The organism is candidate division WOR-3 bacterium (assembly GCA_039802005.1).
GTDB lineage: Bacteria > Hydrothermota > Tepidihabitantia > SM23-42 > JAOAFX01 > JAOAFX01.
The window spans coordinates 53,581-79,998 of record JBDRVV010000008.1 but is presented as its reverse complement, the minus strand read 5'-3'; the positions used below and the strand labels follow the sequence as shown (position 1 = coordinate 79,998).

17 protein-coding genes are annotated in these 26,418 nt (G+C 35.8%); 16 read left to right on the top strand and 1 reads right to left on the bottom strand.

Features of this window, described 5'->3' with window-relative positions; translation table 11 throughout:
* Nucleotides 1–18 precede the first annotated feature (18 nt).
* The 9 genes from ABIL69_04275 (at nt 19) to ABIL69_04235 (ending at nt 16,977) form a co-directional block, all read left to right on the top strand.
* The gene (locus ABIL69_04275; GenBank protein MEO0123202.1) at nt 19–2,931 is read left to right on the top strand and encodes a TrlF family AAA-like ATPase; all 2,913 of its coding nucleotides are present in this window, start codon (nt 19–21) and stop codon (nt 2,929–2,931) included.
* On the top strand, nt 2,900–4,297 hold the full coding sequence (locus ABIL69_04270; GenBank protein MEO0123201.1) for a restriction endonuclease subunit S: 1,398 nt from the start codon (nt 2,900–2,902) through the stop codon (nt 4,295–4,297). The genes ABIL69_04275 and ABIL69_04270 overlap by 32 nt, the downstream gene beginning before the upstream one ends.
* Nucleotides 4,294–5,862 carry an RNA-binding domain-containing protein gene (locus ABIL69_04265; GenBank protein MEO0123200.1) on the top strand — a complete coding sequence of 523 codons (1,569 nt, stop codon included), beginning with the start codon at nt 4,294–4,296 and terminating at the stop codon, nt 5,860–5,862. Before ABIL69_04270 ends, ABIL69_04265 begins: the two co-directional genes overlap by 4 nt.
* Before the next feature lie 5 nt (nt 5,863–5,867).
* Nucleotides 5,868–7,322, top strand: coding sequence for a class I SAM-dependent DNA methyltransferase (locus ABIL69_04260; GenBank protein ID MEO0123199.1), 1,455 nt, complete (start codon nt 5,868–5,870; stop codon nt 7,320–7,322).
* A gap of 346 nt (nt 7,323–7,668) precedes the next feature.
* Nucleotides 7,669–8,466 carry a DUF4412 domain-containing protein gene (locus tag ABIL69_04255; protein MEO0123198.1) on the top strand — a complete coding sequence of 266 codons (798 nt, stop codon included), beginning with the start codon at nt 7,669–7,671 and terminating at the stop codon, nt 8,464–8,466.
* Nucleotides 8,467–8,497: 31 nt separating this feature from the next.
* A complete protein-coding gene (locus ABIL69_04250; GenBank protein MEO0123197.1) occupies nt 8,498–9,094 on the top strand; it encodes an outer membrane beta-barrel protein in 597 nt (198 codons plus the stop codon).
* Complete coding sequence (locus tag ABIL69_04245) at nt 9,095–13,192, top strand: acyl-CoA dehydratase activase (protein MEO0123196.1); 4,098 nt, start codon at nt 9,095–9,097, stop codon at nt 13,190–13,192.
* Nucleotides 13,189–13,365 carry a hypothetical protein gene (locus tag ABIL69_04240; GenBank protein MEO0123195.1) on the top strand — a complete coding sequence of 59 codons (177 nt, stop codon included), beginning with the start codon at nt 13,189–13,191 and terminating at the stop codon, nt 13,363–13,365. Before ABIL69_04245 ends, ABIL69_04240 begins: the two co-directional genes overlap by 4 nt.
* 15 nt (nt 13,366–13,380) lie before the next feature.
* Complete coding sequence (locus ABIL69_04235; GenBank protein ID MEO0123194.1) at nt 13,381–16,977, top strand: adenylate/guanylate cyclase domain-containing protein; 3,597 nt, start codon at nt 13,381–13,383, stop codon at nt 16,975–16,977.
* On the opposite strand, the gene ABIL69_04230 is transcribed toward ABIL69_04235, so the two are convergent.
* Complete coding sequence (locus ABIL69_04230; GenBank protein ID MEO0123193.1) at nt 16,978–17,535, bottom strand: lytic transglycosylase domain-containing protein; 558 nt, start codon at nt 17,533–17,535, stop codon at nt 16,978–16,980.
* 102 nt (nt 17,536–17,637) lie between these two features.
* Between ABIL69_04230 and ABIL69_04225 the strand changes: the two genes are divergently transcribed.
* The 7 genes from ABIL69_04225 to ABIL69_04195 all read left to right on the top strand — a co-directional run bounded on the left by ABIL69_04225 (nt 17,638) and on the right by ABIL69_04195 (nt 26,397).
* Nucleotides 17,638–18,396: an SDR family oxidoreductase gene (locus ABIL69_04225; protein ID MEO0123192.1), complete on the top strand. Its 759-nt coding sequence runs from the start codon at nt 17,638–17,640 to the stop codon at nt 18,394–18,396.
* Between the two features lie 201 nt (nt 18,397–18,597).
* Nucleotides 18,598–20,277: a urocanate hydratase gene (gene hutU / locus ABIL69_04220; GenBank protein MEO0123191.1), complete on the top strand. Its 1,680-nt coding sequence runs from the start codon at nt 18,598–18,600 to the stop codon at nt 20,275–20,277.
* A gap of 50 nt (nt 20,278–20,327) precedes the next feature.
* A complete protein-coding gene (locus ABIL69_04215; GenBank protein ID MEO0123190.1) occupies nt 20,328–21,773 on the top strand; it encodes an ABC transporter substrate-binding protein in 1,446 nt (481 codons plus the stop codon).
* Entirely contained in the window at nt 21,770–23,245 is a 1,476-nt protein-coding gene (locus tag ABIL69_04210; GenBank protein MEO0123189.1) for an ABC transporter substrate-binding protein, read from the top strand. The genes ABIL69_04215 and ABIL69_04210 overlap by 4 nt, the downstream gene beginning before the upstream one ends.
* A 77-nt stretch (nt 23,246–23,322) precedes the next feature.
* On the top strand, nt 23,323–24,711 hold the full coding sequence (locus ABIL69_04205) for a HAMP domain-containing sensor histidine kinase (protein ID MEO0123188.1): 1,389 nt from the start codon (nt 23,323–23,325) through the stop codon (nt 24,709–24,711).
* 1 nt (nt 24,712) lies between these two features.
* Nucleotides 24,713–25,099, top strand: a complete 387-nt coding sequence (locus ABIL69_04200) for a response regulator (protein ID MEO0123187.1) — start codon at nt 24,713–24,715, stop codon at nt 25,097–25,099.
* Nucleotides 25,096–26,397 (top strand): EAL domain-containing protein, encoded by a 1,302-nt coding sequence (locus ABIL69_04195; GenBank protein MEO0123186.1) that lies wholly within the window; start codon nt 25,096–25,098, stop codon nt 26,395–26,397. Before ABIL69_04200 ends, ABIL69_04195 begins: the two co-directional genes overlap by 4 nt.
* Nucleotides 26,398–26,418: the final 21 nt, after the last annotated feature.

Here is a 26,418-nt window from a genome sequence, read left to right as displayed (position 1 = left end):
TGTTCTATGGAGGTAAATATGGCATTAAAATGTTATCCTAAAGGTTCTGAATGGAGAAAGTGGGATTTACATGTACACACAAAATCTGATCAAGGATATACATTTTCTTCTAACAGTGAAGTTTCTGGAAGAGAGCAGAGTGATAATGAGTATCCGAGAGTTTTTATAGAACATATTTATGCAATTGATAATCTTGGTGCAATTGCTATTACAAATCACAATAAAGCAGACTGGATAGATAAAATTATTAAAGAAAATGAGAATTATTGTCAACAAAATCGCCGTAATAAAATAACAATTTTCCCGGGAGTAGAAATAGAAAGCAGTGATGGCATCCATCTGTTAGTAATTTTTAACCCTGAAACTCAAATAGATGAAGTTAAATCAAATTTTAGAAAACAAACATGGGAAGATACTATTGAGCATTTTATTACAGCTACCAAAAATCTATCTAATCCAAATGCCCTAAAAACAACAGAAGAAATTTTAGAAGAAGCTGAAAAATGGGATGCATTGTGTATATTCCCTCATGTAACAAACGATAAAGGATTCTTTAAAATCTCAAGTGGAGATAGAAAAACAAAAATTTATAAGCATAGATTAACTCAAATCTTTCAAATTCCAGTTTCAGGTAAAAGTGATCAAAGATATGAAAATATTGTACACGGCAAGGATCCTAATTATGGAAATAAATCTATTACTCTAATTACTTCAAGTGATGCGAAAAAGTTGGAAGATATAGGAAGAAATAATTTATGGATCAAGGCAGATCCTACATTTGAAGGACTGAAACAGATTATCTATGAGCCAGACGAGAGAGTATATATTGGAGAAGAACCGCCAAGAAAAATTGAAAGAAATAAGATTATAACATCACTCACAATATCAAAATCCAATAGATGGTTTAATGACAATTATATCATACCCATAAATGAAGAAATGGTAAGTGTGATTGGTGGAAAAGGAACTGGGAAAACCGCGATTTTAGATCTTATTGCTTATGCTACCAGAAGTTATAAATGTTATGAAAAGGATGAAATCAAATCTAAATCATTTCTGAAAAGGGCATATAGAGAGCTAAAAGGCACAAATGTAAAAGTTGAATGGGACAATGGAAATGTAGATGAAATAACTATTGGTGATAAATTAGAAGAGGCAACAGAAACTAAAGTAAGATATCTACCACAAGATTTTATTGATCAGTTATGTTCGGAGTTAGGAAAAAATGAAATTGAAGAACAAATTGAGAATGTGATTTTTCAGAAAATTCCCGAAGAAGATAAATCTGGTTTTGCGAATTTTAAGGATTATAAAAATGCTCAATTAAGAGTTATAAATGAAAATAAAAATAGAACCAAAGTAGAAATAGAGCAAATTAATTCAAAAATATATGAACTTAATGAATTAATTAAAACAAAATCTAACAAACTTGAAGAATTGAAGAAAATTGAGTCAGAGATAATAAAATTTGAGCAAGAAAAGAATAAAGTAGAGGAGAGTTTGACAATATCCAACGAACAAAGAAATTTAAAGACACTTAGCTTTCTTAATGAGAAAAAATCCAAATTGGAAACAGAGATTTCAACAATGAATAATGAATTAAGAAAAATAGAAGAAATTAGAAACAAAATAAATAACTTCGAAGAAGATGCAAAAAAGTTTACTCAGGAAATAAAGGACGAACTTCAAACAGCTGGAATTACTCAAAAGCATATAGAACAAATTAAAGTTATTTTGTATCCCGAAAATATTAAAGAGATACTTAGTTTAGGAGAAAATGAGATAAATATGGAAATTAGAGATAAGAAAAACAATTTATCTAATATTCTAAACGAAATTAATGAACTAAATAAAAAGATTAAAATTGAGAAATCAAAACTAGATAAAATTAATGAAATAAATAAATTACTGTCTGATTTAAAAAAGAAAAAGGAGGCTATAAATAGTGATATTAAGAAAATAGAGGAAGCAGAAAAAATATTGCCTGATTTAATGAATCAACGGGAGAATTTTTTTATTCATTACTTTGAATTGATTTTTGAAGAAAAAGAAAAATTGAGGCAAATATATTCTCCATTAGAAAGTTTTCTAAAAGAAAGTGGTGAAGAACAAGAAAAGCGTGAGAACAATGAAAGATTATTTGCATTTACGGTCAAATTTAATTTTGACACTGAGAGTATGGCAAGGGAGGGAGATAAATTAATTGACCATACAATAGAAGGTAGATTCCGGCGTAAAGAATGGCGAGTATTACACGAAGAGATAGAAGAATTAGAATTTTCTCTTAATTTAGAGAACAATACAATCTCCGAGCAGGATAAAGAAAATATAAAGATATTTGTGGAATCTGTTAAAAATCTATTCTCAAAAGATGAGAAAGAAAAACAATATGAAATAGCTAATCAATTACGCAGCGAATACAATGAACAATATTTTTTCGATTGGCTTTATTCCACAAAATACTACAGTATCAATTATTCAATCAAATTCAATGGAATAGATCTTGCTAATCTGTCTCCAGGGCTAAAAGGTGTGGCACTTCTAATTTTGTTCTTGGAGCTTGACGAAGAAGATAAAAGACCGATATTAATTGATCAGCCAGAGGAAAATCTCGATAATCGTTCTGTTTACAATACGTTGGTAAAGTATTTTAGGAAAGCGAAAAAGAGGAGACAGGTAATTATTGTTACTCATAATCCTAATCTTGTAGTAAATACTGACTCTGAGCAAATTATTGTTGCAAATTTTGATAAAACTGCGACAACACAGCCTTCAAAAATCTTCTATGTTTCTGGTTCACTTGAAAATACTTTTAAGGATGATGACGTAAGTAACCTTTTAGAAAAACAAGGTATCAGAGAACATATTTGCGAAATTTTGGAAGGCGGCAAAGTAGCATTTGAGAAAAGAGAAAAGAAATATGGATTTTAATGAAAACCTTCTGATAAAAATTCCAAAAGGATGGATACAGATTAGACTTGAAGATATTTTAGATTTCATCAAGGGCAAGAAACCCAAAAACCTCGGTCCTAAAGATGATAGTCGCAAAATTCCTTACATCAACATAGATGCTTTTGAGAACAAAGTATTTGAGCAATATACAGATGGTGATGGTTGTCCGCTGTGTAAAAAAGATGACATTTTGATCGTTTGGGATGGTGCCCGTTGTGGGCTGGTTGGTAGAGGAGTAGAAGGCGTTATTGGCTCTACATTAGCAAAATTAGTTTCTTACGAAATTGATAAATCATATTTATTTTATTTCTTACAGTCAAAATTTGATTATATCAATAAGCGACCTCGGGGTGTCGGTATTCCTCATGTTGAACCCGATATTTTTTGGAATATTGATTTTCCATTAGCTCCCCTCGCTGAGCAGCATCGCATAGTGGCGAAGATTGAGGAGTTGTTTACGAAGTTAGATGCAGGGGTTGAGGCGTTAAAAAAGGCAAAGGAGCAGATAAAGCGCTATCGCCAATCAGTGCTGAAGTATGCCTTTGAAGGAAAATTGACAGAAGAATGGAGAAAAATTCAAAATCCCCTCGTCCCCCCTTTAGAAAAGGGGGGTAAGGGAGGATTTGCCGATTTACCCAAATTGCCGGAAGCTTGGAGATGGACAAATGTTAATGATATTGCCGATAAAATTCATTACGGCTATACTGCAAGTGCTATTGAAAAACCGGTCGGACCTAAAATGTTGCGGATTACTGACATTCAGAACAATAAGGTTGATTGGAAAAGTGTTCCTTATTGTCAAATTGGGCCGGAAGAAAAACAGAAATATCTTTTGAATGAAGGCGATCTCGTATTTGCCAGAACCGGCGCTACGGTTGGCAAAAGTTATCTTGTCAAAGGAAATATACCAGAAGCAGTTTTTGCATCTTATCTTATTAGAGTTATCCTGAATAATCAGGTCGATCGAAATTATGTGTATTATTTCTTCCAATCCCATATATATTGGGTACAAATTCATAAGGGTCAGATTGGTATTGGTCAACCAAATGTAAATTCACAAAAATTGGCAAAGATTATTTTACCCCTCGCTCCGTTTGAAGAACAACAACAAATCGTTTCCGAGATTGAGCGCAGGTTTGCGGTGGCGGATGCGGTGGAGAAGGTGATTGATAATAGTCTCAAACAGGCAGAGCGTCTGCGTCAGAGCATCCTCAAGAAAGCATTTGAAGGGAAATTGGTACCGCAGGACCCCAACGATGAACCAGCGTCTGAATTGTTAAAAAGAATTAAAGAATCAAAAGAAAACATGCAAAGTCAAAAATCTAAAAATAAAGGGAAAAAATGACAGAGGCAGTAATAAGGAAGTACATCAAACAGGGTGAGGGTAAGAATGTAGAATTTAAGTCATCCCTTAACTCAATGCCATCTGATTTGTTTGAAACTGTCTGTGCTTTCTTAAACAGAAATGGCGGAATTGTTTTACTCGGAGTTGATGATAATGGGAAAATTCTTGGCATTGACCCAAATATATCTGAGAAAATAATTAATGACATCGTAACCACTTCTAACAATCCAAATAAATTAAACCCACCTTTTTTGCTTTTCCCGGGAAAAATACAGTTAAATGAGGGGTTGGTTATTTATATCCGGGTGCCTGAGAGTTCTCAAGTACATAAATGCGACGGCAAAATTTTTGACCGGAGCGAAGATGGTGATTTTGTTCTTACAAATACTCAACAAATTAGTGAATTATATATAAGAAAAAGCACTCACTATACAGAAGGAAAAATCTATCCAAAGGTTAAGTTTGAGGATTTTAATAAGGATTTGTTTCCTAAAGTAAGAAATCTTCTTGCTAATCGTTCACCATCACATCTCTGGTTATCATTGAGCAATGAAGAAATAATAAAAATTTCTGGATTAAAAAAGAAAGATTATATTACCGGCGAAGAAGGCTACACATTAGCCGCGATATTATTATTTGGCAAAGATGATGTTATACAGGATATTTTACCACATTACAAAATTGAGATGCTCGTCAGAATTAACAATTTAGAAAGATACGATGATAGATTACAGGTTATGACGAATTTAATTGATGCATACGATTTATTAATGAAGTTTATAGAAAAGCATCTGCCAGATAAATTTTTTATGGAAGGTGACCAAAGGGTAAGTTTGAGGGAAAGAATCTTTCGTGAAGTCATAGCAAATCTTATTATTCACAGGGAATATACAAATGCACATATAGCAACAATTTGTATTTTCAATGACCGAGTTGAATTGAAAAATGCTAATAAGCCTTATTATCATGGAAAAATAAATCCCAATAATTTCTCTCCAATACCCAAGAATCCTTTGATTTCAAAATTTTTTCTTCAACTTGGCAGAGTGGAAGAAATAGGTTCTGGTATTCTCAATGTTCAGAAATATTTAAAATTTTATTCACCTGACAAAGAAGCAGAATTCATTGATGATGATATTTTTATGACCACCATACCAATACCAATTATTGGTGAAATGGTTGTCGAAACTTTCGGGCACAAAACAATTGGTGATATTTTGATTTTAGTAAAAGATAAGAAAATGAAAAGAGATGCTGTGATTGATGCTTTAAGCGAGACTGTGAATGACGCTATAAATGTCACCATAAATGGCACTGTAAATGTCACCGTAAGCGACACTGTAAAAACAAGGTTAAAAGAAGAACTAATTTTTATCGTGCTCAGTGGCGAAGTTAATCTGTGGAATATAATAAAAAAATTTAGGATACATAGAAGAACAGCACTCAGAGATATGGCTTTACTAAAACAGTGTGGGCTTATTGAATTCAAAGGTGCACCAAAAATAGGCAAATATGTGATTACAGAGAAATTAAGAGAATTAAAAATTAAAAAGAAAGGAGGTTGACGATAATGCCTAATGAATCTGCATCAATAGTGCAAAGGCTTTGGAATTATTGCAATGTCCTGCGGGATGATGGCGTGAGTTATGGAGACTATGTTGAGCAATTGACTTATTTATTATTCTTGAAGATGGCGGATGAGCAGACAAAGCCACCATTTAATAAACCCTCGAGCATACCCAAAGGTCTGGATTGGCAAAGCCTTCTGGAAAAAGATGGCGAGGCGCTGGAAAAACAATATCGCCATATCCTTGAATCTCTGGCAAAAGAAAAAGGGTTGTTAGGTGTTATCTTTAGAAAAGCACAGAACAAAATTCAGGACCCGGCAAAATTGCGCCGTCTGATTATGCTAATAAATGACGAAACCTGGATAGGGCTTGATATTGATGTCAAAGGTGAAATATATGAAGGGCTTTTACAGAAGAATGCCGAAGATATTAAAGGTGGTGCGGGTCAATATTTTACACCCAGACCATTGATTAAGGCAATCGTTGCTGTTATCCGACCAGAGCCAGGTCAGACTATCTGCGACCCGGCCTGCGGCACTGGTGGTTTTTTCCTTGCGGCACACGATTATATTACAAAAAATCATAATCTTGATAAAGACCAGAAGAAATTTTTGAAATACAATACATTCAAAGGCAAAGACATTGTTGATGCTGTTGTGCGACTTTGTGTAATGAATTTGTATCTTCATGGCATTGGCGGGGAAGAGAGTCCAATCGAAGTGGGTGATTCGCTGATTTCTGACCCTGGAGAGCGGTTTGATATTGTGATGACCAATCCACCATTTGGTAAAAAGAGTAGTATCACAATTGTGAACGGTGAGGGAAAGGCAGACAAAGAGTCATTAACCTATGAACGACAGGACTTCTGGGCGACGACATCAAACAAACAATTGAATTTTTTACAACACTGCAAGACTCTGTTAAAAATCAATGGGAGGTGTGCTATCGTTGTGCCTGATAATGTCTTATTTGAAGGTGGTGCTGGAGAAACAATTCGTCGGAAATTGTTGCACGAATGTGATGTGCATACACTTTTGCGTTTGCCCACAGGTATTTTCTATGCCCAGGGAGTCAAGGCAAATGTCCTATTCTTTGACCGCAAACCCGCCAGTGAGAAACCCTGGACCGAAAAGTTGTGGATATATGATTTGCGAACCAACAAACATTTTACATTGAAAGAAAATCCGCTTCGGTTTGAAGATTTGCAGGATTTCATAAAATGCTACAATCCTGAAAATCGCCATAATCGGAAAGAGACCGAACGCTTCAAGGCATTCACCTACGATGAACTTATTCAGCGAGACAAAGTCAGTCTGGACATCTTCTGGCTCAAGGATGAAAGCCTTGAGGATATGGAAAACCTTCCCGACCCCGATACTATCGCCAAAGAAATATCCGAAAATCTTGAGGATGCATTGGAACAGTTCAGAAATATATATGATGACTTATTGAAATAGGCGGTTATAATGAGAAAGGCATTGGGGTTGAATCTTCTTTGAAAAGTATCAATAGTTAATTTAATGTCACCCACAGGTTATTTTTCTATTGCCCAGGAATCATTTGTAGTTATAATGTACCACTTATTTCTTCTAAATTTTGGATTCGCATTTTCGTCTGCCCCAAATAGTATTCTACAATTTTACAATTCCGGAATTATGGAGTAATTTAATATTAAAATACATTCAATATAAAATGATTAGGAGGCTAAATTCCAGAGGTCGCCGCAAGCGGACGAGTAATGGGTTTGAATATCCCTTGATTTTTTGATAATTATGAATAAAATTAGACAAGAAGGAGGTTGAATTGAAGAAGGCTTTTTGCTTTGTCTTAATTGCTTTATTTACATTTCCATTAATCCTTTTTGCAGGTGTGGAATGGGAGGCACAGACTTTAACAAAAACAAAGGATAAAGAGTCAAAAACGATTATAAGGGGTTATGCACAAAAAGGCAATGTGCGCGAGGAATTTGTGGAAGTGTCAGAAAAAGAAAACCCGTTGATGAAGGGTGGAATGTACTGGCTTTATCTAACAGATAAAAATGAGATATATATCGTTGACCCGGAGAATAAAGAATATTTTGTAATGAATGTAGATTCTATCGCCAGACTTATGGGTTCTATTAATAAATTTGTCAAATTTACCATTTCCAATCCAAAGATTGAAATCCAGGAACTTGGAACAGAAAATATTTTGGGTGTTGATTGTAAACATTTTAAAATTAATAGTTCCTATGATATGGAGACGAAGATAATGGTTATGAAGATGAAGACACACAATGAAGAATCAAGGGAATTGTGGACTACAACAAAACACCTTGAAGATATTTCGCTGAATTTCACTAAAAAATCTATTTCTACAGGGATTGCTGATCTTGATTCGTTGATACGAAAAGAAAAAGATTTATATGCTAACATAGGATTCGTTTTGAAATCCTTGGTTGTTTCAAAAACATTTGATGCCAAAGGAAAGATTGTTTCAGAAACGACAACCGAAACAGTGATAGAAAAATTAGTAGAAAAGAATTTGAGCGAGGAACTATTTAAAATTCCATCCGATTATAAAAAAGTTGAATTCAAAATTAATTTAGAAAACGAAGAATAATCAGATAACAAAATTTAAAGATGGAGGCAATATGAAAAAGTTATTGATTTTAACCTTATTGCCAATAGTTTGTATTTTCGCACAGAACGAATTACCCGTAAAAACATTCTTTGGGCTTCAGACCGGAATAAATCATTCAAATTTTGACCCGGATGATGGTGCAGGAAATTATTCAGGATTGGGATTCCAAATCGGGCTGGGCATGGGGATTGAATTCTCTCCGGTATTTGGTATCCAGATGACACCGACTTATAAAAAGACCGCATTTGATAGGACGGTATTAAATATTGAAATGGGTGCTGATTACAATAATTTTTATCTTCCCATTGTATTCCAGTTGAAAGCAGGAATGCTACCAGTTGCACCATATCTTGGTCTGGGTTTTGCAGGTAATTTTCAACTTGATGGAACCGCGTATATTGGTTCTATAAAAAACAGTATAGATGATCTTGAGAATGATTTTTTATTTCTCTTTTCTTTTGGGACCGATATTAAATTGACAAAGGCAAAGATCACCCCTGAATTTACATTTAATTACAATATTACCGCTGATGACCCGGATACCCAGAATCGTTCTGAAAGCAATTACGATTTTCATTTCTCATTAGGCATTTTCTACACTCCATAAATGTATGAATATGGCATAGATGTCGGTTCAGTAAGTATCAAGGTTGCCCAATTTTTTAACGGCAATCTTGTAAAAACCGACTACATAATTCATAAGGGCAATCCTTATAATACTCTATTTAAGATAATCAGCGATTTAAAAGAACCAGAAAAAATAGTTTTAACCGGCAGTGTTCCAAAGGTACTTGTTGAGAATCTGGGAGTTCTGAGGGTAAATGAGGTTGAGGCAATAGTTAGGGGTCTAAGGTTTTTATACGGAGATTTCAACTCCATAATTGAAATCGGCGGTATCAATTCAAAATTTATTACTTTAAACAAGGGACTTATGGATTTTTCGTCAAATTCGCTTTGCGCCGCAGGTGCAGGGATATTCCTTGATCAGCAAGCACAAAGATTATGTGTTCCAATTGATAAGTTTGGCGATATCGCACTCAATTCTAAAAGGCCGGCGCGTATCGCTGGAAGATGTTCGGTTTTTGCCAAGAGCGATATGATTCACCTTCAGCAGATAGGAACTCCGATTGAAGACCTGGTCGCCGGATTATGTTATGCCCTGGCAAGGAATTTTAAGAGTGCAATTATAAAAGGAAGAGAAGTTTTGAGTCCTGTAGCATTCATTGGTGGTGTTGCCGGGAATAAAGGAATGGGTGCGGCATTGAAGGATGTTTTGAAAATAAATGATAGTGATTTAATCATTCCTGAACATCATAAAACAATCGGGGCAATTGGTGCAGTGTTAATTGCAAGAGAGTCTGACTGGAAGTTAAGATTAAAAGGGATTGAAAATTTTAAAAAATGGCTAAATCAACCCGAGCATATCCATCGTCTCCCGCCTTTAAATGGTAGAAAAGAGTGGCGGCCGTGTATTTTAGTTAATCCACCTAAGGAAAAGACTTCAGGATATTTGGGTGTTGATGTTGGCTCAATATCAACAAACCTTGTTATCATAGACAAAAATGGGAATGTTCTTGCCCGAAAATATCTGTGGACAAAAGGCAGACCCATTGATATGGTGATAAAAGGACTTGCTGAACTCAACTCGGAGATTGGCGACAAGATAGAAATCATCGGTGTGGGCACGACTGGCTCGGGCAGGTATCTTATTGGTGAACTAATTGGTGCGGATGTAATAAAAAATGAAATCTCTGCCCAGGCAAGGGCAGCAATTGAAATAGTTCCTGATGTTGATACGATATTCGAGATCGGTGGCCAGGACTCAAAATATATCAGCATTGAAAATAAAACAATCGTAGATTTTGAAATGAATAAAGTATGTGCTGCAGGAACCGGGTCTTTTCTTGAAGAACAGACACAGGTTCTCGGTGTGAGACTTGAAGAATTTGGAGACCGCGCACTTGAGGCAAAGTCTCCAATAAATCTTGGTGAAAGATGCACCGTATTTATCGGTTCCGAAGTCATTCATTATCAAAACAATCTCGCGGAAAGAGAAAATCTACTTGCCGGACTTGGCTATTCAACAGTATTCAATTATTTGAATCGCGTGGTGGGGAGTAAAAAGATTGGTGAACATATTGCATTCCAGGGTGGTGTAGCGGCAAACAAAGCGGTTGTTTCGGCATTTGAAGAGGTATTAAATAAAAAAATAACTGTGCCGCCAAATCATGATGTAACGGGTGCGATAGGGATTGCCTTGCTCGTCAGGGATAGCGGTATTCAGAAGACAAAATTCAAGGGTTTTGATTTAGCAAAAAAATCTTACAAAACTGATTCATTTGTTTGTAAACATTGTAGCAATGAGTGTGAGATTAATCGGATTAAGATTGAGGGTGAAAAACCCCTTTTCTATGGCGGAAGGTGTGAAAGATATGAGGAACGTGAGAAGGTTGAGGATAAAAATCTCCCCGACCTTTTTAAAGTGCGCAATGAAATATTTTTTAAAACCGAAGATATAGAGGGTATTGAGATTGGTATACCACGGGCACTTATCTTTTATGAACTTTTCCCATTCTTCTACAGATTTTTGGTAGAACTCGGGTTCAAACCAGTTTTATCAGAAGAAACAAACCGCAGCATAATTGATGCGGGAACCGCCCTTACAATTGCTGATACCTGTTTTCCAGTTAAGGCTTGCCTTGGACATATTGATAGTCTGATCAAAAAGGGTATAAGAAAATTCTTCATTCCAAGTGTTATTACAATGAGACCCAATAGTGAGAACTTCACAAGAAGTTTTGTATGTCCTTATGTCCAGTCACTTCCGTATCAGGCGAAGGCAATCTTTGGAGATAAGATTGAGGTATATGCACCGCCGATATATTTTGATCGTGGGAAAAAGGTGGTTGAAAAAGGGCTCTTTGAATTTGCCAAGCAATTTGGAAAAGATAGAAGGGCGGTTAGCGAGGCAATCAAAAAGGCTTTTGATTATCAAAACCAGGTGCAGAAAGAAATAACCCAGAAGGTTCAAAAGGTGATAGAAGACTACAAAGGAATAATCCTTTTGATCTGCTCAAGACCCTATAATGGTTATGACGAAGGTCTTAATCTAAAATTGATACAAAAAGTTCGCAGTCTTGGGATACTGCCTATACCACTGGATTTCATTGAACTTGATTATGATTTTCTCAGTGAAGATTTTTATAATATGTACTGGCATTACGGACAGAAAATTTTGGGTGCAACTAAATTTATTGCGGAAAAAGATAATGTATATGCAGTATATCTATCAAATTTTGCCTGCGGACCAGATTCATTTTTGATAAACTTTTTGAAAGAGAAAATAAATCGCAAGCCTATGCTCGTCTTAGAACTTGATGAGCATTCAGGAGATGCGGGATTTATCACAAGGCTGGAGGCTTTTGTTGATAGTATAAAGAATATGAAACAGAAGGTTGAACCAGCAAAGATAAAAGCGACAAGTTTGCTGAAAAAAGAGCGAAAAGTCTTTATCCCTTATATGTGCGATGGGGCTCAAATTCTCTGTAGTGGAATGAGATTTGCTGGTATTGATGCTGAGGTAATGGATCCACCGGATGAAGAGTCAGTTATGCTGGGAAGAAAGTTTACAAGCGGAAGGGAGTGTCTGCCGGCGATAATAACTGCGGGTGATATGTTGAAAAAGATAAAGGCTTCTGATTTTATTCCAGATGAAGCATCTTTTCTTATGGCACAGGGCTCTGGACCATGCCGGTTCGGGCAATACTACAAACTTCATAGAATAATTCTTGATAAATTAGGACTTAATAATGTTACAATTTATGCACCAAATCAAGGACCGAGCCTTTTTGATGACCTCGGTCCAATGGGTCTGAAATTTTTATTGCTTACCTGGGACGGGATTTGTGCGGTTGATGGGCTTGAGGCAAAGGTGCGAAGAATCAGGCCGTATGAATTAAACAGAGGTGAGGCCGATAGAATCTATAATGAAGTCTTAAAAGCAATCTGCAAAGAAATAGAAAAAGGTAAAAATATAACCCCGATTCTAAAAAATGCCCGTATTACATTTGATAAAATAAAAATTGATAAAATACCGAAACCTAAAATTGGAATCGTAGGTGAAATCTATATCCGCTCCCAGAAATTCAGCAATGGATTTTTAGAAAGAAAACTTGAGTCAATGGGTTGTGAGGTATCGTTACCGTCAATTGCGGAATGGTTCTTTTATACGAATTTTACAAGAATAAGAAATTGTCTGTGGTTCAAACAATTCCGCAGGGCAATCTTTACCGAGATTTTTAACTATTATATGGAATGGCGGCAGAAATTTATCTATAAAATTCTCGGACTTGAACCAGAGCCCGAAGTTAAAAAGATATTGCGATTGGCAGAAAAATATATTCATCCCTCATTTGAAGGAGAGGCGATTTTAAGTGTTGGGAAAACAATAGAATTTATGAAAGAAAATTTTTCTGGCGTAATAAATGTAATGCCGTTTACCTGTATGCCGGGGAATATAGTGACGACGGTTTATAAAGGCATCAAAGACGATTATCCTGAATTTCCTTTGCTCAGTTTGTCTTTTGATGGTGTGGCAAATACCATTGATGAGATAAGGCTTGAGACCTTCGTTGAGCAGGCAAAGAAATTTGCTTTTTCAAAAAAATTTTTAGTCAATAAAATCAAAAAGGGAGGTTTATTATGAGTGAAGAGAGGAAGACCGAATACTATCTATGTCCATTTGCAGATTCAGGAAAACCAAGGTTATGCCCAGCCAAGCATGTAAATGCAGGCTGGAAATGCCCTTTGGAAAGGGCGGGTGAATGTTCAATATGGCGTTTGGTTGAAACCCTGGAGAAGGCAAAGGTAGGATTTTAACAAACAAGAAATTTTATGAAATGCCCACAATGTGGGAACGAAAATCCCACCACAAATAAATTTTGTGGAGAATGTGGTTTTAATCTACTCTCTTATACGACGGTAGAGAGAATTGAACTACTTAAAAAATCAATCCCCGAAAGTCTCGTAAGAAAGATTATCAGTACAAAAGATACTGCAGTAAAAGAACGCAGAAATGTTACTGTTATTTTTGCCGACATTTCTGGATTTACAAGTATTTCGGAGAAACTTGACCCTGAAGAATTAACTTTATTAATGAATAAATGTTTCCAAAAATTGGGTATGATGGTTTATCGTTATGAAGGGATCATAGATAAATTCATCGGTGATTGTATAATGGCAATATTCGGTGCACCGGTATCACACGAAGATGACCCAGAGCGGGCAATACTTTCAGGTCTTGATATGCAGAATGCCCTTGAGGAAATCAATAAAGAAATAGGAGAGGGTATTAAAAAGCTGGAAATACATATTGGAATAAATACCGGTGAAGTCATTGCGGGCAGGATTGGTTCAGATCTTCAAATGGAATATACAGTTATGGGTGATACAGTAAATGTCGCACAACGTCTGAAGGATATTGCTACGCCCGGAACGATACTTGTTGGTCCTGAAACATATCAGCGAACAAAACATGCCTTTGATTTTATCAAAATGGAGCCCATACATTTGAAGGGGAAAGAGGAACTTGTTATACCGTATGAAGTTATAGGTAAAAAGTGGGGCTCTGAATATGGCCTCGGTTCATTCCATTCAAACCTTGTGGGCAGGGAACAGGAGATTGAAAAACTTAAATCCGCAATAGAAAAGATAAAAGAAAAATCACACATATTTTTCATCAATGGTGAAATAGGAGTAGGAAAATCACGCCTCCTTTACGAATTTAAAAAATTTATCGGTATCTCAAATCCTGAAATAGTGATATTTGAGGGCAGGGGTATTTCTTATGAGAGCCTTATTCCTTATAAGGCATTTGCTGATTGTTTGCGCTGGAATTTTATACCTGTCAATCTAAATGATAGTAAAGAAATCAAAGAATTAGTCGCCAATAAATTGAAATCAATTCTGAACAGTGAGTTTGATGAATCGGCACCTTACATATTCAAACTATTAAATATGGAACTAACAGATGAAGAAAAACAAAAGGTTGATTATCTTGATGCACATTCATTACAACTTCAGATACATCTTGCGGTTTCAACCCTTTTTGAAAAAATTTGTTCAAAAAGTCCACTCTGCCTATTAATAGACGATCTCCAGTGGCTTGATTCAGGTTCTTTGGAGATAATAAATTTCCTACTTCCAATTTTAAAAAACAACAAAACTTTATTTTGTTTCAGTTGCAGGGCGGGTGAACAGAAAAGTATTGAGAATTTTCTGAAAAATGTATTCCAGGAATACGCTGATTTTGTTGAAGAAATAAAATTGAGTAATCTTTCTTTTGAAAGCAGTATATCCCTGATAAATAATCTCTTAAGTGAAGGAATTGATGAGAATTTTAAAATCAGTATTTATGAAAGGACAAAAGGCAATCCGTTCTTTATTGAAGAAATCTGCAGACAGGTTATTGAAACTGGGGCTTTAAAAGGAGAAACTGACCTGCAAAAAATGGAATTGCCGGGTTCAATTGAGGCAGTCGTTACTGCCCGGTGTGATGGATTGAGTAAAGAGGCACGATACCTGTTGAAACTCTCTTCAATAATTGGCAGGTCATTTCCAAAACTATTGATTGAAGAGATAGTGAAAGAAAAGGAAATACTCAAACACCTTGAAGAACTTGAAGTTGCTGATATAATTACCAGTGCCATACGTGAGAAAGGTATATATTACACATTTCGCCACCCTATGTTTCAGGAAGTCACATACCATAGCATTTTAAAAAGTGAGAGAGCGATTTATCACAAAGTAATTGCCGAGACAATTGAACAACAATTTTTAACAATGCTGGAAGGCTGTAACAGTCTGCTTGCACACCACTTCTATGAATGCGGTGAATATGATAAAGCATCCAGTTATGCGCTGAAGGCAGGGGATGAATCAGCAAGAATTTATGCCAATGATGAGGCAATAAAGCAATACCAGCTTGCAGTCTCAATCGCAACCAATCATAATAAAAAAGCCGAGGCACTGGAAAAACTTGCTGATGTATTATTTATGAAGTATGGTGGGAAATCTGATGCTTTAAAATTCTATGAGCAGGCAAAAGGCATTACGAAAGATAGGTTAAAGCATGCGGAGATTGATGGAAAGATTGCTAATGTTCTGCGACAGGCCGGAGATATTGATAAAAGCATTGAAATTATGAGAGCGGCGATAAAAGAGATTGAAGATATGGATTCAGACATTCTTGCTCAATTAGCGTACCAGATTGCAGATGCACTCTTAGAGTCAAAATCAGAGACAAAACAGGCAGAAGAGTATGCTGAAAAGGGAATTGCGGTGGCGGAAAGATTGAATGATTATGAATCAATAATTGCAGGTATGAGGATGAAGGCACAGATTCTGTGGCGTAAGGGAGATATTGATAGGGCATTAGAGATACTATTGTCAAATGAAAAAAAACTTAAAAATTTAGAAAATCCCCAGATCCAGGCATCTTATTATATTTTAACGGCAGCGGTATTTCGTAATGCCGGAAACCTCAAAAAGGCAATTGAATACTGCACACGCTCTAATGAAATAAGCCAAAAGATTGGAAATCAAAGATTTCTTGCCCTTGGATTTAATAATCTTGGGATATACTATGAGTTGAGCGGTGAAATTAAAAAAGGACTTGAGTATTACGAAAAGAGTCTGGCAATCCGTTCAAGGATTGGTGACAAAAGGGGTGAGTCTATAGGTTACTTCAATCTTGGTGCATTAAAAGGCAGGATTGGAGAATTAGAAAATGCGATAGAGTATTATGAAAAAGGACTGGCAATAGCCCGTGAAATTAAAGATATTAGAGTAATGTTTAATTCCATACTTGCGATTGCTGATGTATTTCTTGAATTTGATCAACCAGAAAAATTTAAAGAATATATTAATGAGGCGGAGAGTATCTTTAAGGAGAGAAAAGAAGAATGGATGGAAGCGGACCTCTTAGGCCACTATGCCGAATATTATATAAACTTGAAGGATTATAAAATGGCAAAGGATTTAATTCTAAATACACTCAAATTATCTATTATTCATACTAATATTGAATTGCGCGCCAAGACTTATGCAATCCTTGCGCAAATCTGTTTTGAAGAAAGAGACCCAAAGGCTATAGAATATGCTATGGAGAGTCTAAAAATTACCCAATCTTCAAGTGATCGCCGGGATGAAATTAAATCATTGATAATTCTCGGAAGGGCGCAGATAATTATTGCCAATGACTTGACAAATGGAATAAAAAATATAAAAAAGGCAATTGCGCTTGCCGCAGAGACCGGGCTTTTGCGTTATCAAGCAGAAGGCCTATTTTCGCTTGCAGAGGCAATGATTTTAGAAAACAAAAACCAGAGTGCAATAAACTACCTTTTACAGGCAAAGGGCATATATTCTGACCTAAGGAACAGTAAGAAAATACAAGAGGTTGAAGATTTTATAAAGAAAATTTCTGCTTGATTATTTAGGTCTGTTAGTCAAAAGAGGCACACCAGTTTCGGTTATAACAAAATATACAGGTTTTGGTGCGTAACCCCCGTACCTTGAGATTATATAATCAACATAGGCAATCGTTTCCGGGATTGGGGGTACCCTTTTTAGTCGTTTTACCAGACTTGGACCGGCATGGTATGCAGCAAGGGTAAGTTCTAAATCCCCATTAAACATATCAAATAAGGAACGTAAAAACTTTATTCCGCCTTCAATATTCTGTGCCGGGTCAAAGGGATTTTTTACTCCGAGGCGACGGGCAGTCTCAGGCATCAATTGCATCAATCCAATTGCCCCACTCCTTGAAACTGCCCTGGGATTGAATTGTGATTCTTTTTGGATTATTAATTTAACAAGAAAAGGATCAATATTATAGAGGCGCGAGTAATGATTTATGAATACTTCGTAATCTTCTATAACTGAATTAGTTATTGATTCTTCAATGTTTGTTTGTGGCAGGTTTGTAATAAGGGCATTTTCAGATTGGTTATAGATATTTATCTGACAGAATAACAGAAAAGAAAACATAATAAATTTTACATAAAATAAATGTTCTGTCAATAAGGAATTAAGTCCGTTTACGGTTTAAAACAACCTTGATTATATCAATATTTTGGTTATATTAAGATTATGAAAATAGATCTTAGAAATAATATCATTCTTGTCACCGGTGCAACGGGTGGCATCGGTTCGGCAATAGTAAGATTGCTCGGTGAATATGGTGCGACAATCGCGATTCACTATTATAGTGATAGAAAAAAAGCAAATCAACTTGCCAGAGAGATTGGCAACAATTCAAAAATATTCTTTGCAGACCTTGCAAAACCTGAAGAATGTGCTTCTTTAATTAACAAAGTTGTTAAAGAGTATAAAAGGCTTGATGCCATTGTCAATAATGCCGGGATATATGAATCATCACCAATTAGTAGAAAAATATTAAGATGGTTAAAGGATTGGAATAGGACTATAAATATAAATCTTACATCGGTTGCGGTTTTGTGCAGAGAGGCGGTGAGGTATTTTCAAAAAATTGGTGGTGGCAGGATAATAAATATAGCCTCACGCGCGGCATTTAGGGGTGAAGATAAAGACCACTGGGCTTACGGTGCTGCGAAAGGCGGAATAGTTACATTGAGTAGAACAATTGCCAAAGAATATGGGAAGGATAATATTAAATGTTTTGTTGTTGCCCCGGGTTTTGTAAAGACCCGGATGATAGATGATTACATAAAAAAATTTGGTGTCAAAAGTATTATTAAAAATCTTGCCTTAAATGAGTTGACAACACCAGAAGATGTAGCACCTGCGGTATTGTTCCTTGCAAGTGGATTGATGGACCATGCCACAGGATGTACAATAGATATCAATGCCGGAAGTTATATGAGATAAATAGTTGGGTTGTTTTTTAGATAAAAGAAATTCAAAGGTCAACACTTTGCAGACAGCCTGGAAAAAGTTGACTTTTGAAATTGAGTTTATAAAACTTTTGACAATCTCAGACTCTCAATAAAAATAACTATAACAATTTAAAAGCGAAAAATTTAACTTGACATACAATAAAATTGGATTAAAATTATACACGGAGGTCTGATGAAGAAGACAGCGACTTTAAGAGAATTTTCTTATCAGCCAGTAAGGGCACCCAGGGGTCCAAAATTGATATGCAAATCCTGGCAACAGGAAGGTGCCTTGAGAATGCTACAGAATAACCTTGACCCCGATGTTGCCGAGAAACCTGAAGAATTGATTGTTTATGGTGGAAGTGGTAAGGCGGCAAGAAATTGGGAATGCTACAAAAAGATTGTAGAATCGCTCAAATCATTGGAAAATGACGAAACCCTACTGATACAATCAGGAAAGCCGGTTGGGATCTTTAAAACATTTGAATATGCACCAAGGGTGTTGATTGCAAATTCTTTATTGGTACCTGCCTGGGCAAACTGGGATTATTTTAGAAAACTGGAGATGCTCGGTCTGATAATGTATGGACAGATGACTGCGGGAAGCTGGATATACATTGGAACCCAGGGGATCATTCAGGGGACCTATGAAACCTTTGCTGCCTGTGCAAAAAAACATTTTGGTGGAACATTAAAAGGCAAATGGGTTTTGACCGGTGGTATGGGTGGAATGAGTGGTGCTCAGCCCCTTGCCGTCACAATGAATGAAGGGGTGATACTTGATATTGAGGTTGACCCCAAAAGGATTGAGCGCAGGGTAAAACAGGGTTTTTGTGATATGATTGTTTATGACCTTGATGAGGCACTGAAACTGGTATTTGAAGCAGTTGAAAAGAAAATTCCACGCTCAATCGGTCTCGTGGGAAATTGTGCAGATATTGAACCAGAACTTGTAAAAAGAAATATCATTCCTGATGTCCTGACTGACCAAACTTCTGCCCATGATGAATTAAATGGATATGTGCCCGGTGGTATGAGTCTTGATGAGGCACTTGCGCTTCGTAGTAGAAATCCTGATGAGTATAAAAAGAGGGCTCTTGAATCAATTGCAAGGCAGATGGAGGCGATGCTGGAAATGCAGAAAAGAGGAGCGATTGCCTTTGATTACGGAAATAATATTCGTGGCCAGGCAAAAAGGGCAGGAGTTGAAGATCCGTTCAAAATTCCCGGATTTGTACCTGAATATATAAGACCACTATTCTGTGAAGGGAAAGGTCCTTTTCGCTGGGCGGCGCTCTCTGGTGAAAAAGAAGATATCTATCTGCTTGATAGTGAAGTATTGAAGATGTTTGGTGATAATCCTTCAATTCGCAGGTGGATTGAACTTGCCCAGAAGAAGATTCCATTCCAGGGATTACCAGCAAGAATCATGTGGCTCGGCTATGGAGAAAGGGATAAATTTGGTCTGAGAATAAATCAACTCGTCCGCGAAGGTAAATTAAAGGCACCGATTGTTATTGGACGGGACCACCTTGATTGTGGTTCGGTTGCTTCACCATATCGGGAGACCGAAGGTATGATTGATGGTTCAGATGCTATCGCAGATTGGCCCATTCTTAATGCGCTTTTGAATACTGCTTCAGGTGCATCGTGGGTTTCGGTTCACCATGGTGGAGGTGTGGGAATTGGTTATTCAATCCATGCCGGACAGGTTTTAGTCTGCGATGGGACAGGAATGATGGATAAAAGGATTGAGAAGGTATTGACCAATGATCCGGGCATTGGTGTGGCAAGACACTACGATGCAGGATATAAAGAGGCGATTGAATTTGCAAAAAAATATAAGATGAAGATACCAATGGAAAAATAATGAAAAATTTCAAATGCCAAATGTCAAATTTCAAATTGATTTTTTGTTTTATGTTGATATCTTTTAATCTTTTTTTCATAGGTTGTTCTCATCAGAATAACCAAATTACGATCGTATATGATGCAATGCCTGCAAGTTTTGACCCCCACTTGAGGAGAGAAATCGTCACAATTTCAATACTGAGCAACATATATGAAGCACTCGTAACGGCTGACGCGAATATGAAGATAATCCCCGGTATCGCTGAATACTGGGAAAAACTTGATTCCCTTACCTGGCGTTTTTATTTAAGAAATAATGTTAGATTCCATAATAATAAGAAATTAAACTCAGTAGATGTTATATATTCAATATACCGACCTTTTAATCTTACAGGTTCACAATATACCGCACTCAAGGGTTATGTGGACACTATAATTCCTGAAGATACAAACAAAATTTTGGTTCAGCTAAAAATCCCCAATCCTTTTTTATTATATGACCTTGCAAATATCTTTATCATTCCTGAAAATTTTGACCCATCGGATAGAAGATTCTGTGGAACCGGTCCCTACAAGGTTAAGAATTTATGCAAAGATAAGATTGAACTGGTAAAATTCAATAATTACTGGAATAACAGAATTGATTTTGAGCGTGCTACAATAATTTTTGTCCCGGAAGTGGAAAAAAGAATTGCATTATTGAAGGAAGAAAAGGCTGATATAATAACATTTATTCCATTAACACATTTAGAACAGATCTCAAATGCGGGAAGGATAATTGCAACATCTGGTGTTGCGGTTAGATACATAGAAATGGATTTGAGTAAATTTCCATTTAATAGACCCGAATTTCGTCAGGCACTTAATCTTGGTATAAATAGGCAATTCCTTGCGGAAAATGTTTATCAGAATTTTGCTGTTCCTGCAAACCAGTTTATAAGTCAGGGGTTATTTGGTTTTGATTATAATCTACCACAATTTATCTATAATCCCGATAGTGCAAGGAAGTTGTTAAAAAAGATTGATGAACTCCCGGTGATTGACTTTGATTTTGCAGAATCCCGCGCCTTTATTGCAAAACCAATCATTGAAGATCTAAAAAAACTTGGCATTAAGATAAATGCCCATTCGCTCACTGTGGATAAATACTGGGAAAAGATTCATAACAAAGAGTCTTCCTTTTATCTTATTGGAAGCATTCCCCTTTCTAATGAAGGGGTGAGCATATTGCGCAGTTCTTTTCATACTAAAGACCTCAAAAAAGGCTTCGGTACTTTAAACAATGGTAATTATTCAAACCGAGAATTGGACCTTATAATTGAGAAAATGATTCGCATCTCTGATTTACGCACCTGTGCAAAACTCATCAATGATGCTCAGAAGATTTTAATAAAAGACCTGCCAAAAATTCCGGTGGTCTGGGAAAAGGAGATATATGGTGTTTCAGAAAAAATAGATTGGAATCCAAGGTTGGATGAGTTGATAATCATAAAAGAGATAAAATTGAAAAAATGATTGAACTTATCAAAAAAATATCATTATTCTTTTGTCTATTTTATATCTCATTTTTTGTCTTCTGCCAAAAGAAAATACATACCGTTACTATTTTATATGACCATCCACCAAGGACACTTGACCCGCACCTGCGTAACGAAATTGTAACAATTTCTATCCTTTCTAATATTTATGAGGCACTCGTTGACTATACACCAGATTTAAGAATAACTCCCTGTCTTGCCAAAAATTGGTATCAAAGCGATAGTTTAACCTGGATATTTGACTTACGAGAAAATGTATTCTTCCATAATGGAAAAGAAATGAAGGCTCAGGATGTTGTATATTCATTATACCGACCGATTCGTGAAAAAGAGAGCGAAAGATCAGGGCTTGTTAGAGTAATTGATACGATATATGCTATAAATTCTTATCGGATTGTAATAAAGACAAAATTTCCCTATTATTCTCTTTTAAATGAACTTGATTTGCTATATATCGTTCCCAGTGGCTATAATAATTTTTCAAATCCGGTGGGCACCGGTCCGTACAGGAATTTTCTTATTTCAGAAGATTCTATCATTTGTGATTTATATCAAAATTATTGGGGGAAAAAACCGATGATTGTAAAGGGCGTATTTAAATTTATCCCTGAATTAGAAGAGCGGATAAAGTTGCTTAAAAGTTCTGAATCCTGTATTATTTATGGTGTGCCCGTAGATTTATACTATAAACTGAAAGATAGTATAAAAATGGAAATTATAGCTAATGTAGCAACAAGGTATCTTCAATTTAATTTAAAAAAGCACCCTTTTGATAATAAAGATTTCCGTAGGGCATTGTCAATGGCAATAAATAGGCAGGAGATTGATAATGAGTTATATTATGGACTTGCTGAACCTGCGAATCAATTCGTTCCCAAGGGGTTGATTGGCTATTGCCCTGATTTACCTCCACTGGAATATAATCCTGATAGTGCAGGGTTACTGATTAAAAAATTTAATAAGATAAAAATAAATCTTTACTATGGTAAGCCACTTCAAAGGTTGGGGAATAAAATTGCCTGTTATCTTTGTGCTGCAGGTATAGAAGTAAATGAAAACCCCCTTGAGATTGGTGAATTCTGGAGTGGTGTTGAAAAAAGAAAATTTGATTTGTATTTGATTTCTTCTCTGGCAACAAATTTGGATGGGCTTGCTGGAATACTCTTAACTTTTTTATATACATATAATCCTGATAAGAAGACCGGCTTGATGAATCGTTCAGGTTTTTCCAACCCCACAATTGATAGTCTAATTGACTTTGCTTTCAAAATTGAGGACCCTGAGCAAAGACTGAGTCTTATTAAAGATATACAAATGCTCCTATTGAAGGATATGCCGATTGTTCCAATAGTATGGGAACCGAGGATATACGGTATTTCAAAGAATATTAAATTCAAACCCAGAATTGATCAAACAATACGATTGAAAGAAATAAAATTTAGCAGATGAAATTTTCATTTAAAACTAAATTGATATTTATTATATCCTGTATAATTATAGTAATCTTCAGTATAATGGGGATATTTATGGCATCATCACGGGTAAGGGAGTTGCAGACCGAAATTGTTACCGGTGCAGAAGTCTTTGTCAGATTATCAAACGATAAAATTGGTGAGGCATTTTTACGCTATTTTAAAAATGCATTTTTTAAATTCCGTTCAATTGTCATAAGTCAGAAGGATTTGAATCACGATCTAAAAAATATACAGGTCGTTGATCTTTCGGGTAGAATCCTATACGATATGGAATTATATGAAAAAGGTTTTTTCTATCCATCAGATAATAAATATACTGAAGATAAATTTGTTCTTGATAATACAAAGAAGATGGAGATAAATATCCATACTGATGATCAAGTATGCATTGTTGCCCCATATATAGATGAATACGGTGTGCATAATTATTCTGTTGTTTATCATTTCTCGCGTGCACGATTGAAGAAAGAATTATCCGCAGTTATAATAAATAGTGTATTGATGGGGGTATCAACAATAATTTTGAGTATAATACTTTCAATAATTGCTTCTAATAGAATCACCGGTCATTTAAAAGTATTAACCAATGCGGCAAGAGAGATTGCCCAAGGTGATTTCAATCAATTCATTAAAATAAAAACCGGTGATGAATTTGAAGACCTTGCAAATGCATTTAATTTTATGACTGAAAAGATAAGGGATAATATAAGAGAATTAAATGGCCTGGTTGAAGAATTGAAAAAGAGGGATATGCAGAAAACCCAGTTTATCGCTAATATCTCACATGAACTTAGAACGCCCCTCACCGCCTCAATCGGGTATGTAGATTATATAGAGAAAGAAAAAATGGGTCCTCTAAACCAGGACCAAAAACATAGTCTTGAGATAATTCACAGAAATTTAGAACGACTAAACAAAGAAATTCATTCCTTGCTTTTAGTATCAAAATATACCCTTGAAGGAGTCAAGTTAAAACCCGAGGAGTTTGATATCTCGGAACTAATAGAAAATGTTATAAAAAATTTTTTGCCCGAGATTAAATTGAGAGGACTTACTATACAAAAATCATTGACTACAACAACCTTTTTCGGTGATAAGGAAAATATAAGGACTGTGGTTGAAAATTTAATAAACAACAGTATAAAATTTTCAAATCGGGAAACAGAAATAAAAATAGTTACTGATGTAGAGAATAGAGAAGGGCAAGAATATTATAGATTTAAAATTTCAAATTATGGTGCAACGATCCCTCCAGATCAGGTCGGAAAAATTTTTGAACCCTTTTATCAGGTCGATGCTACAACTTCAAGAAAATATGGGGGGATTGGTTTGGGTTTATCCATTGCTCAAAATATAATTGAAGCCCATCAAGGCAAAATATGGGCAGAGAGCAAAGATGGATTGACAACTTTTTATTTTATAATACCCAGGGGAGGGTAGAATGAACAAAAACATTTTGGTCATTGATGATGAAGACGACATCCTTGATTTTGTGGAAAGGGTGTTGAAGGATGTGGGTTACAATGTCTATAGGGCGAAGGATGCCAAGCAGGGTTTTGCATTACTCCAGACCGAAAAAATTGATCTTATTCTACTTGACATTATGCTTCCCGAGATAGATGGTTGGGGCGTAATGCAAATGTTGAAGTCAGATGAAAAATTAAAAAAGATACCGGTTGCAATGCTAACTGCAAGAGTGGATGCCTATGATAAGATCATTGGATTAAAAGAAGGTGCGGTTGATTATATTTGTAAACCGTTCACAGCCGACGAGTTACTTAAGAGGATTAACGACATTTTTCTTTATATTGAAAGAAATAATCTATGAATAACGAAATAGAAAAGGTTCAATCTGAATTGTATAAATATCGCGTTAATCTTTATGATCGCGCAAGTGGTCTGCCAACAGTCTATGGGGTATTGGAGGACTTGAGAAGGATTATTGAACAGGAGAAGATAATTGGAGTATTGTATCTTTCGATAGGTGATCAAGAGAGGATTGAACCTGTGTTTGGATGGGAGGTTTATGACGAACTCATAAAACTTTTTACAATATGTGTAATGGGAGAAATTGGCAAACTAATTCCCCGTTCAGCATTGATCGCCATTTCTTCAATAATGGGTGATGGTTTTTTTATCTTTTTGACCAAAAATTCATCCGGTGGATTGGTTGATAAAGCGTATTTAAATGTTCTCTCTGAACAATTCAAAGACAGGGTTGAAAGAATAAAACATGAATTTCAACATAAGGAGGTAATAGAAAGGATTGATTTGCATACAAGTTATCAAATCATAAGGCTTGACCCAATGGTTAGAACCGAGAGACTTCTTTATCATGCGATTGAGGATTTAAAATATGCCGCCCATTATCCCGATAAATTGAAAGAAAAAGAACTTTACTCGGAATTAATGAAGATGCTGGATAATAAGGCAATCTATACGGTTTATCAACCTATATTTAACTTAAGAGATGGAACAATCTATGGTTATGAGGCACTCAGTCGTGGGCCAAAAGATTCTTTCTTTGAAGACCCTGATACCATATTTACATTTGCGGCAAGGTATGAATTACTACCAAAGATTGAAGAATTGTGTCTCTATAATGCAATAAGGGAGGCATCCAAACTTAATTCTAATTCATTAATATTTTTGAATATTACTCCGGACCAGATACCGAGATTGCTTGATAACCATTTTGTTGATTTTCTTTCTGAATGTAGAGTTAAAGATAATCGTGTCGTCATTGAGATCACTGAGAAATTTGCTATTCCCCACTATGGTGTCTATCAGGAGATACTGGTCAGGACAAAAGGCAGGGGATTAAAGATCGCCCTTGATGATGTAGGTGTGGGGTATTCAACGCTGGAAAGGATTAGCGAGATAGGACCTGATTATTTGAAATACGACCGTACCCTCGTAAGGGATATTGATAAAAATCTCATTCGCCAGGAATTGATAAAATCATTTGTAAATTTTGCTAATCGTATTAATTCTACAATAATTGCTGAAGGGATAGAAAACGAAAATGAATTACAATTTTTGAAAAACCTTGGAATTAAATATGGACAGGGATTTTATCTTTGCAGACCAAAACCGGTGAATGAACTAAATAAAATAAAGTTATAAAAAAGGAATTTTTTTTAAGAA